Source organism: Streptomyces graminilatus (genome assembly GCF_001418565.1).
Classification (GTDB): Bacteria; Actinomycetota; Actinomycetes; order Streptomycetales; family Streptomycetaceae; genus Streptomyces; species Streptomyces graminilatus.
Genome location: NZ_LIQQ01000072.1, coordinates 1 through 8,811, shown reverse-complemented (window position 1 = coordinate 8,811; position 8,811 = coordinate 1). Strand labels below are relative to the sequence as shown.

Here is an 8,811-nt window from a genome sequence, read left to right as displayed (position 1 = left end):
CTCCTCGTCATGCGCGAAACCGGACCCCGCGCCACCCATCGTGAACGACGGCCGCACCACCACCGGATAACCGCCGAGCGTCTCCACGCCCGCGATCACATCGTCCATGGAGTGGCAGATGACCGAGCGGGCCGACTCGCCGTGCCCGATCTTCTCGCGGACCGCCTCGACGACGCCCTTGAACAGGTCGCGGTCCTCGCCCTTGTTGATCGCCTCGACGTTCGCGCCGATCAGCTCGACGCCGTACTTCTCCAGCACCCCCTGCTCGTGCATGGAGATCGCGGTGTTCAGGGCCGTCTGGCCGCCCAGGGTGGGCAGGAGGGCGTCGGGCCGCTCCTTGGCGATGATCTTCTCGACGAACTCCGGGGTGATCGGCTCGACGTAGGTCGCGTCGGCGATCTCCGGGTCGGTCATGATCGTCGCCGGGTTGGAGTTGACCAGGATGACCCGCAGGCCCTCGGCGCGCAGGATGCGGCACGCCTGGGTGCCGGAGTAGTCGAACTCGGCGGCCTGGCCGATGACGATCGGGCCGGAGCCGATGACCAGGACGGATTTCAGGTCGCTGCGCTTAGCCACGGGCCGACTCCATCAGGGCTGTGTTCATCAACGACGTGAAGCGGTCGAACAGATAGGCGGCATCGTGCGGGCCGGCTCCCGCCTCCGGGTGGTACTGGACGCTGAAGACCGGCCGGTCCAGCAGCCGGAGCCCCTCCACCACACCGTCGTTCAGACAGACGTGGGTGACCTCGGCGCGCCCGTAGGGCGTGTCGGAGACCCGGTCCAGCGGAGCGTCCACGGCGAAGCCGTGGTTGTGCGCGGTGACCTCGACCTTGCCCGTCGTACGGTCCTGGACGGGCTGGTTGATGCCCCGGTGGCCGTACTTCAGCTTGTACGTGCCGAAGCCGAGCGCCCGGCCCAGGATCTGCTGGCCGAAGCAGATGCCGAACAGCGGGGTACCGCGCTCCAGTACCGCCCGCATCACGGACACCGGGTGGTCGGCGGTCTCCGGGTCGCCCGGACCGTTGGAGAAGAACACCCCGTCGGGATCGACCGCGTACACGTCCTCCACGGTCGCCGTCGCGGGCAGCACATGCACCTCCACACCCCGCTCGGCCATCCGGTGCGGGGTCATGCCCTTGATACCGAGGTCGACGGCGGCGACGGTGAACCTCTTGGTGCCGATCGCAGGGACGACGTACGTCTCCTTGGTGGACACCTCCTCGCACAGGTTCGCGCCCTTCATGTGCGGCTGTTCCCGTACGCGGGCGAGGAGTTCCGCCTCGGCGGCGATCGCCTCGCCCGAGAAGACCCCGGCACGCATGGCCCCGCGCTCGCGCAGATGGCGTGTCAGCGCGCGCGTGTCGATGCCGGAGATACCGACCACGCCCTGGCTGACCAGCTCCTCGTCGAGAGAGCGGCGGGAGCGCCAGTTGGACGGCACGCGCGCGGGGTCCCGTACGACATAGCCCGCGACCCAGATCCGGGCCGACTCGTCGTCCTCGTCGTTCCAGCCGGTGTTCCCGATCTGCGGGGCGGTGGCCACCACGATCTGGCGGGCGTACGACGGGTCCGTCAGCGTCTCCTGGTAACCCGTCATGCCCGTGCAGAACACCGCCTCCCCGAAGGTCACCCCCACGGCCCCGTAGGCACGGCCCCGGAAGACCCGGCCGTCCTCCAGGACGAGTACGGCGGTCATCGGTCCAGTCCGCATGCCGGGCGGCCCCCGCCGCTGTGGGCCGGGGGCCCGGAGCCGGGGGCGCACTCCAGGCGGAACTGGGCCGCCGTACGCAGGACGGCCTTCTCGACCTCGCCGCTGGAGTCGCCGCGGAAGCGGAAGCGGGCGCCCACGTGCTCGTAGCCGCCGACGCGGGGGATGACCTGGCCGACGGCGGGGACGACCGCGGCGTACGGCGCCTCGGCGGGATCCTGCGGGGCCGGCAGTTCGTGGGCGGTCACCCGGCAGGGGGGCGGCACCGGGGACGGCACCAGCAGCCAGCCTCCGGTGCGCCACCGCTCGGGTACGGGGAGGTCGGGGACCCGGCCCAGTTGGACGGCGGCGGCGGCCGACATCAGGTCGATGCCGTGCACCTCCCGCCAGACGAACGGGATCTCCGCGCCGCCGACCCGGTAGCCCGCCTCCAGGAAACGGACGCGGAGCCGGCCGTCGGCCGAGGTGCCGACGAACGCCTCCAGATGGAACACCCAGGGATCGGAGCTGAGCGCGCCCGCGACCCGGGCGGTGAACTCGCCGAGTGGGCCGAGGAGTTCGGGGTCGTCGATCTCGACGGAGCCGAGCGCCTGGCCCTGGGTGAAGTCGACGCAGGTGTTGACATAGCGGGAGGCCCGCCAGGGGCCCAGGCGGTCGCCCGTCCACAGGCCGTCGATGTGGACGATGTCGTCGGGGCAGTACTCCTGCACCAGGCGCGGCTCGGGCGGAAGGTCGCCCAACCGGGCGAGGTCCGCCGGGGTTTCGACGCGTACGACACCCCGGCTGGCCGTGCCCCGCCGGGGCTTGACCACGACAGGAAGGCCGTGGCGGTCGGCGAAGGCGCGTACGGCCAGTTCGTCGGGGGCGTCCGCGAAGCGGGGGGTCGGTACGCCCGCCTCCGACACGATCTGATTCATCGTCAGCTTGTCGCGGAACCGGGCGAGTTGCCCCGGTGTCTGGCCGGCGCAGCCCAGGCGCTCGCGGATGACGGCCGCCGTGTCCAGGTCGCCCTCGTTCAGGGCCAGCACCCGGTCCGGCGGGCCGAAACGGGCGCTCAGTTCGGTCACCGCACCCCAGACCGCGCCGGTGTCGTCGGTGGCCGGGACGACCAGGGCGGCAGCCGCCGAGACCGGCACGGAGTCCAGGGCGAGAGCCGTGGTGACGTACGTGACCCGGTCGGCGCGATGGTCGAGATAGTCCTCGTAGCGGGCGTGCCGGTCGCGCCAGCGGTGGACGACGACGTGGTGCCGGTTCATCCGCGCTCCGTTCCGGACGCGGCCAGGTCGCGGACCCGGCCCACGGCGAACGTCGCCGAGACCACGGCGGCGCGGGCGGAGCCCAGGGCGTCGCGGCAGGCGTCGAGGTCGGGGTCGGGCAGACCGGCGACGATGTCCCGCGCGCAGTCGATCAGATGGAGCGCGGCCCGGATGAGCGGCTGCTCGTCGGTGTACCGCTCCTCGACGAGCTGTCGGGCGGAGTTCAGCTGGGTGATGGGGTCCGGTGCGGATCCCATCACCGGGACGGTGGAGGCGATCGGGTTCACGGGCGGTTCCCTCCCAGGGATTCCCAGGGGTGTCGGTCGGGCCGGGGACACCGGGCGGCCGGGCACGCCGAAGCGCGCGGGTCCGGCCGCCCGGCCGGGGCGGAGCAGCGGGGATGAAGGGGGTCAGGTCGTCGCGAAGCGGATACGGGCGTTGACCGCCTCGCACTTGGCGACGGCGTCGTCGGCGTCCCGCCCGGAGGCGATCGCGTAACCGGAGACGCAGTCGGCGACGGTGAGCAGCGGCGGCACGGTCTCGCCGACGTTCTTGCCGATCACCGCGGCCACCTCGGTGTCCCGGAACTCGTCGAGGTAGGGCAGGAACACGTACTGCTTCTCGCCCTCGGGGATCTGGCGCACCTCGTCGGCCGCGTCCTCGGCGACCTCGACGGCGGTGACCGTGCCCGGCTCGGGGGTGAAGAACCGTACGGCCGCGCCGCCCAGCGGCTCGGGCGGGGTGGCGGGCAGTTCGTCGATGCCGAGCGGGACGGTCAGGAACATCCGGTTCAGGTCCAGGCCGAAGGCGCGCCGGACCAGTTCGGGGGCGCCGCTGCCGGCCAGCCGGGCATGCGACTCCAGTACCCGGGGGCCCTGTTCGGTGAGGACGAACTCGCTGTGCGAGGGGCCTTCGGTGAGGCCCACCGCGTCCAGCAGCTTCGGGGTGAGCTCGCGCAGCTCGGCGAGCCAGGGGCGGGCGTACCGGCTGGGGGTGCTGACCTCCCATTCGACGTACCGCTCGTTCATGCGGTACTCGGAGTAGCCGATGGGCAGATGGCGGCCCTCGTGGGAGAAGGAGTCGACGCTGACGACCGGGCCGTCGAGGTACTCCTCGGCGATGATGCCGCTGGTGTCCGCCTCCTGGAGGGCCTGCCAGGCCCGTTCGGCTTCCTCGGGGGTGTCCACCGGGTGGATGTGCAGGCTGGCCACGCCGTCCACCGGCTTGACGATGATCCGGGTCCCGGTCTCGGCGCGGAACTCCGCGATCTCGGCCGCGCTGTGGACCCTGCGGTAGCGCACGGGGCTCAGGCCGTGCTTGTCGAGCAGCTCACGGGTGAGCGCCTTGTCCTTCAGCGCACGGGCGGTGGCCTCGGTGACACCGGGCAGGCCGAGCGCGTCCACGACGAACCCGGTGGACTCGGCGGCCGGTTCGGTGGTGGTGAGCACCCGGTCGAACGGCCGCTCGGCGTGCAGCGGCCGCAGGACGTCCAGGATGGCCTGGCCGTCGGCGATGGAGGTGTGCACGACGCGTTCGCAGTGCTCGGCGACGGCCGGATCGTAGGCGCCCTCCTCGTGGACGAGGACGACGTCGATGCCGAGTTCCTTGGCGCCGGCGATCGGGGCCGGGCGGCCACCGACGACGGCAACGCGGTACTTGTTCATGGGGTTCCCTTCGTGCGTGCGTGCGTGCGGGTCGTGGGGAGAGCGGGCCGGGCTCAGGCGGCGTAGCAGCGGCGCAGCCAGCGGGCCGTGGCGTCGGGGCGCGGGGTGAACGCCTTGCGGCGGTGCAGCACCCGGTGGTTGTCGAAGATCATGAAGTCGCCGGTGTCCAGGACGAGTTCGGCGGCCGGGATCGTGGTGAGCGCGTCGCTCCAGCGGTCCAGGGCGGCGCGGGCCCGGTCCGTCACACCCCGGGTGGTGCCCCGGTCGTAGCGGGCGCGGTGGCGGCCCGTGCCGTCGGGCTCCAGGACCGCGGTGTGGCGCAGGGGGCCGGTGGCCTCCCCGTCGTTGGAGTCGGGCGCGCCGACCTCGAACTCGGCCGTCCGCAGGATCTCGCGGGTGTCCTCGTCCAGGCGTACGACGACGTCGTCGAGCGCGGCGATCTCCGTGGGGACGCGCTCCTCGTTGCGTACGGCGTAGAAGGTCAGGTAGGGCGGGGCGTAGAGACGGGGGTCGGAGCCCGGCCTGCCGAACGGCTGGTGGGGGTTGTCGGAGTGCCAGAAGAACTCGGAGTCCGCGCCCCAGGAACTGGTGGTGCCACAGGCGGCCGGGTTCGGCACGACGTTGCGGATGAGATGGCCGTCGTTCTCGTAGCTGACGGCGAAGGGGGTGCAGCCGATCAGGCGGATCAGCCCCAGGTGGAGGGCGTTGGTGACGGCCAGTTCGGGTTCGTCGCCGAAGCCGGTCACCGGGGTGCCGGGGAACTTCTGGGCCGGCAGGTTGGACAGGACCAGCGCGTGCCGCGCCGCCGCCGTGAACACCTGGACGCTCTGCAGCACATCACCGGGCAGGTGGCGGCTGAGCGCGTACGCGCCGATCCCGGCGAGGATCGCGTCGTCGAGATCGGAGTCCAGCCGGCTCTCCGAGACGCGTTCCGATATCTCCTTGTCCAGCAGATCCCGGACGCTGTCGTCGAGGCGGTGCCGGGTGAACTGGAGCAGGCTGGTCATCGTGGGTCTCCCATCGGTCTGTGTCACTCCTGTGCCGCGCACCGGTCAGCCGGCCCGCGACGGGGTCGGCCGGGTCCAGTAGGTCTTGTCGCCGGGGTGCCGGCGGCGGGCCATGGGGTCGCCCACGACCCGGCTGAGCAGGCCGACCGGCGTCACGACGAGGCAGTAGACGAGGAAGAGCAGGAACGTGCGCATGGGCGGGTCCGATCTCCCGGCGCACCCGGGCGGGCGCCGGGGTTGGGGGAGTCGGTGATCAGTCGAGCGGGATCTCGGTGCGCCAGTCGTGCTGCTCCGACCAGGCGGGCTGGGCGCCCTTCTCCAGCAGGAAGTTGCCGAGCGCCAGCAGGTCGATGTCGGTGCGCATGAAGCAGGTGTAGGCGTCCTCCGGGGTGTTCACGATGGGCTCGCCGCGCACGTTGAAGGAGGTGTTGACCAGCACCGGGCACCCGGTGCGTGCCTTGAAGGCGGTCAGCAGCCGGTGGTAGGCCGGGTTGCTGTGCTCGGTGACCGTCTGCACCCGCGCGGAGTGGTCGACATGGGTGACGGCGGGGATGGTCGACCGGTGCACCTTGAGCAGGTCGAGGCCGCTCGCGCCGTCGCTCTCGGCGGCCAGCCGCTGGCCCGCCGCGACCTGGGAGACCACGAGCATGTACGGGCTCTCCTGCGGCAGGTCGAAGTAGTCGGTGGCGTCCTCCGCCAGCACCGCCGGGGCGAACGGGCGGAACGACTCACGGAACTTGATCTTGAGGTTCATGGTGGACTGCATGTCCGGATTGCGTGGGTCGCCGATGATGGAGCGGGCGCCCAGGGCGCGCGGCCCGAACTCCATACGGTCCTGGAACCAGCCGACGATCTTCCCCTCGGCCAGCCCGTCGGCGACCTCCTTGGCGAGCGTGTCGGGGTCAAGCCGCTGGTGGGGGATGCCGTGGAACTCCAGGTAGGCGGCGATCTCCTCGTCGTCGTAGCCGGGTCCGAGCAGCGAGCCGCTCATCGAGTCGCGGCCGGTGGCCGGGTGGTCGCGGCGCACCCCGCGTTCCATGGCGACCGCCTGGGCCGCGCCGAGTGCTCCGCCCGCGTCACCGGCGGCCGGCTGGATCCACACCTCGTCGAAGATCCCGGCGTCGATGATCTTCCCGTTGGCGACACAGTTGAGGGCGACCCCGCCGGCCAGGCAGAGCGTGGACTCGCCGGTGCGTTCGCGCGCGGTCCGGGCCAGCAGCAGCACCACCTCCTCGGTGACCGCCTGCACCGAGGCCGCGAGGTCGAACTCCCGCTCGGTGAGCGGTCCTTCGGGGGAGCGCCGGGGGCCGCCGAAGAGTTTCTCGAAGCCCCGGCCGGTCATCACCTGGCCGCGCAGATAGGCGAAGTACCGCATGTCGAGGCGGAAGGAGCCGTCGGGCTTGATGTCGATGAGCTGCTCGCGGATGAGGTCGGCGTAGCGCGGCCTGCCGTACGGGGCCAGGCCCATGAGCTTGTACTCGCCCGAGTCGACCTTGAAGCCGCAGAAGTAGGTGAACGCCGAGTACAGCAGGCCCAGCGAGTGCGGGAAGCGGATCTCGGCGAGCGGGGTCACCTCGGTGCCGCGGCCGTGCCACAGGGTGGTGGTGGCCCATTCGCCGACACCGTCGATGCACAGGACGGCCGCGGACTCGTAGGGGCTCGGGAAGAACGCCGACACGGCGTGCGACTCGTGGTGCCGGCGCACGGACAGCTTCGGCACCCGGCCCAGGTCCAGGGCGGCGAACTCGGCGCGCACCCGGTCGGCGGTGCGCAGCTTGCCGCCCGGCCCGAGCCAGGAGGGCAGGGTGTCGCGGAAGGAGGCGAAGCCGGCCGGGGCGGCGCCGGCGAAGGTGGCCAGCACCCGGCGGAACTTCAGCCGGGGGTCCTCGTAGTAGGCGACGGCCGAGACGTCGTCCAGGGTCGCGCCGGCCTCTTCGAGGCAGTAGCGAACGGCGGCCGAGGGGAAGGCGGGGTCGTGCCGCCGCCTACTGAAACGTTCCTCTTGGGCGGCTGCGACAGGTACTCCGTCGGCGATCAGCGCTGCCGCGCTGTCGTGATAGAAGGCCGACACTCCCAGGATCAGATCAGACACCGCGGCGTTCCTCCAGGGGACGGTTGTGCGGATGGGGTTCGGGTTCTGGTTCGGGTGCGGTTCTGCGTGTGGATGTGGATGTGGATGTGGATGCGGGCTCGGGGGCGGGTCTCATGCCCGTCTGCCCGTGAGCCGGCCGCGACGGGTGGCCAGTCGGGCGCCCAGCCGGGCCGCCACGCCGCTCGGCGGGTTCAGCGAGCGGTAGCCGACCCGCACCCGCCGCCAGGTCTCCTCCCGGCCGCCCCGGCCGGGGGTCTCGGGCAGCGCGGCCATCAGGGTGTCCACCGCGTCCGCCGCCCACGCGGAGTGACCGGTGGCGACGTTGTCGATGGTGTTGTGGATGTCGACGAAGCGGGTGCTGAACCCGTACGCCCGCAGCGCCAGCCGGGCCCTGCGGTAGGTGCCGCCGACCCCCGACAACTCCATGGCCAGGTTCAGCCCCAGCACCTCGGGCAGGAACGTCCTCGGGAAGCGGCCGACGCACAGCCAGTACACCGGCAGTTCGAACGACTCGTCCCGGAAGCCGGGCCAGCGGGCGAACTCCGCCGAGTCGGTCGGCGGCAGGTCGACGCCCATCTCCTTGAGGACGTCGCGGTAGATGAGCGGATGGTTCAACCGCGGCTCGCCGTTGCCGAGTTCGTCCCAGTACGTCTCGAACAGCGAGTGCCCGATCGCCGAGGACGCCTGCTCGTAGTCCGTGAACCCCTGCAGCCAGCTGCCGTCGATCAGGGTCAGTGGCGCCGTCTGCACGGTGTCGTCGACGACGGCCTCCCGGGAGGGCAGCGCGACCTCCGCGTTCTCCTCGAACTCGGCCCCGTGCCGGTCGTGCTGGGCCTGGAGCCAGGGCCGCAGCCCCTCGCGTCCCCAGCGCCCGGGAAGGGGCATGGCCGAGGAGTCCATGCCGTGCCCGGACCGGGCCAGCCAACCGGCGACGTACCGCTCGGCCCAGGACCGCAGCGCCGGGGTGTCGGTGCGCCGCATCAGCAGGTGGTACGCCTCCCGCACACCGGAGGGAGCCCGGCCCGGGTCCCGATGGCCCGCGCGCAGGGCAGCCGCCACGGCGGTGGGGGAGGCGACCGGTGGG

The 8,811-nt window shown here is 72.0% G+C and carries 9 protein-coding genes; all 9 read right to left on the bottom strand.

Going from position 1 to position 8,811, the window contains the following annotated elements; genetic code table 11:
- A partial coding sequence (locus AOK08_RS07615) for a carbamoyl phosphate synthase preATP-grasp domain-containing protein (protein ID WP_479683315.1) occupies nucleotides 1-576 on the bottom strand: 576 nt, incomplete at its 3' end.
- The gene (gene carA / locus AOK08_RS07610) at nucleotides 569-1,696 is read right to left on the bottom strand and encodes a glutamine-hydrolyzing carbamoyl-phosphate synthase small subunit (RefSeq protein WP_241826866.1); all 1,128 of its coding nucleotides are present in this window, start codon (nucleotides 1,694-1,696) and stop codon (nucleotides 569-571) included. The genes AOK08_RS07615 and carA, both read right to left, overlap by 8 nt.
- Nucleotides 1,693-2,964 carry an ATP-grasp domain-containing protein gene (locus AOK08_RS07605; RefSeq protein WP_055524684.1) on the bottom strand — a complete coding sequence of 424 codons (1,272 nt, stop codon included), beginning with the start codon at nucleotides 2,962-2,964 and terminating at the stop codon, nucleotides 1,693-1,695. The genes carA and AOK08_RS07605 overlap by 4 nt, the downstream gene beginning before the upstream one ends.
- Nucleotides 2,961-3,251 carry a hypothetical protein gene (locus AOK08_RS07600; protein WP_241826865.1) on the bottom strand — a complete coding sequence of 97 codons (291 nt, stop codon included), beginning with the start codon at nucleotides 3,249-3,251 and terminating at the stop codon, nucleotides 2,961-2,963. Before AOK08_RS07600 ends, AOK08_RS07605 begins: the two co-directional genes overlap by 4 nt.
- A gap of 123 nt (nucleotides 3,252-3,374) precedes the next feature.
- Nucleotides 3,375-4,628, bottom strand: a complete 1,254-nt coding sequence (locus AOK08_RS07595) for an ATP-grasp domain-containing protein (protein ID WP_055524683.1) — start codon at nucleotides 4,626-4,628, stop codon at nucleotides 3,375-3,377.
- Between the two features lie 53 nt (nucleotides 4,629-4,681).
- Nucleotides 4,682-5,635: a TauD/TfdA family dioxygenase gene (locus tag AOK08_RS07590; RefSeq protein ID WP_055524682.1), complete on the bottom strand. Its 954-nt coding sequence runs from the start codon at nucleotides 5,633-5,635 to the stop codon at nucleotides 4,682-4,684.
- 45 nt (nucleotides 5,636-5,680) lie between these two features.
- A complete protein-coding gene (locus AOK08_RS46370) occupies nucleotides 5,681-5,830 on the bottom strand; it encodes a hypothetical protein (protein WP_198539147.1) in 150 nt (49 codons plus the stop codon).
- Between the two features lie 58 nt (nucleotides 5,831-5,888).
- The gene (locus AOK08_RS07585; RefSeq protein ID WP_055524681.1) at nucleotides 5,889-7,727 is read right to left on the bottom strand and encodes a carbamoyltransferase family protein; all 1,839 of its coding nucleotides are present in this window, start codon (nucleotides 7,725-7,727) and stop codon (nucleotides 5,889-5,891) included.
- A 111-nt stretch (nucleotides 7,728-7,838) separates the two neighbouring features.
- On the bottom strand, nucleotides 7,839-8,811 hold a 973-nt coding region (locus tag AOK08_RS07580), incomplete at its 5' end, for an iron-containing redox enzyme family protein (RefSeq protein WP_198539145.1).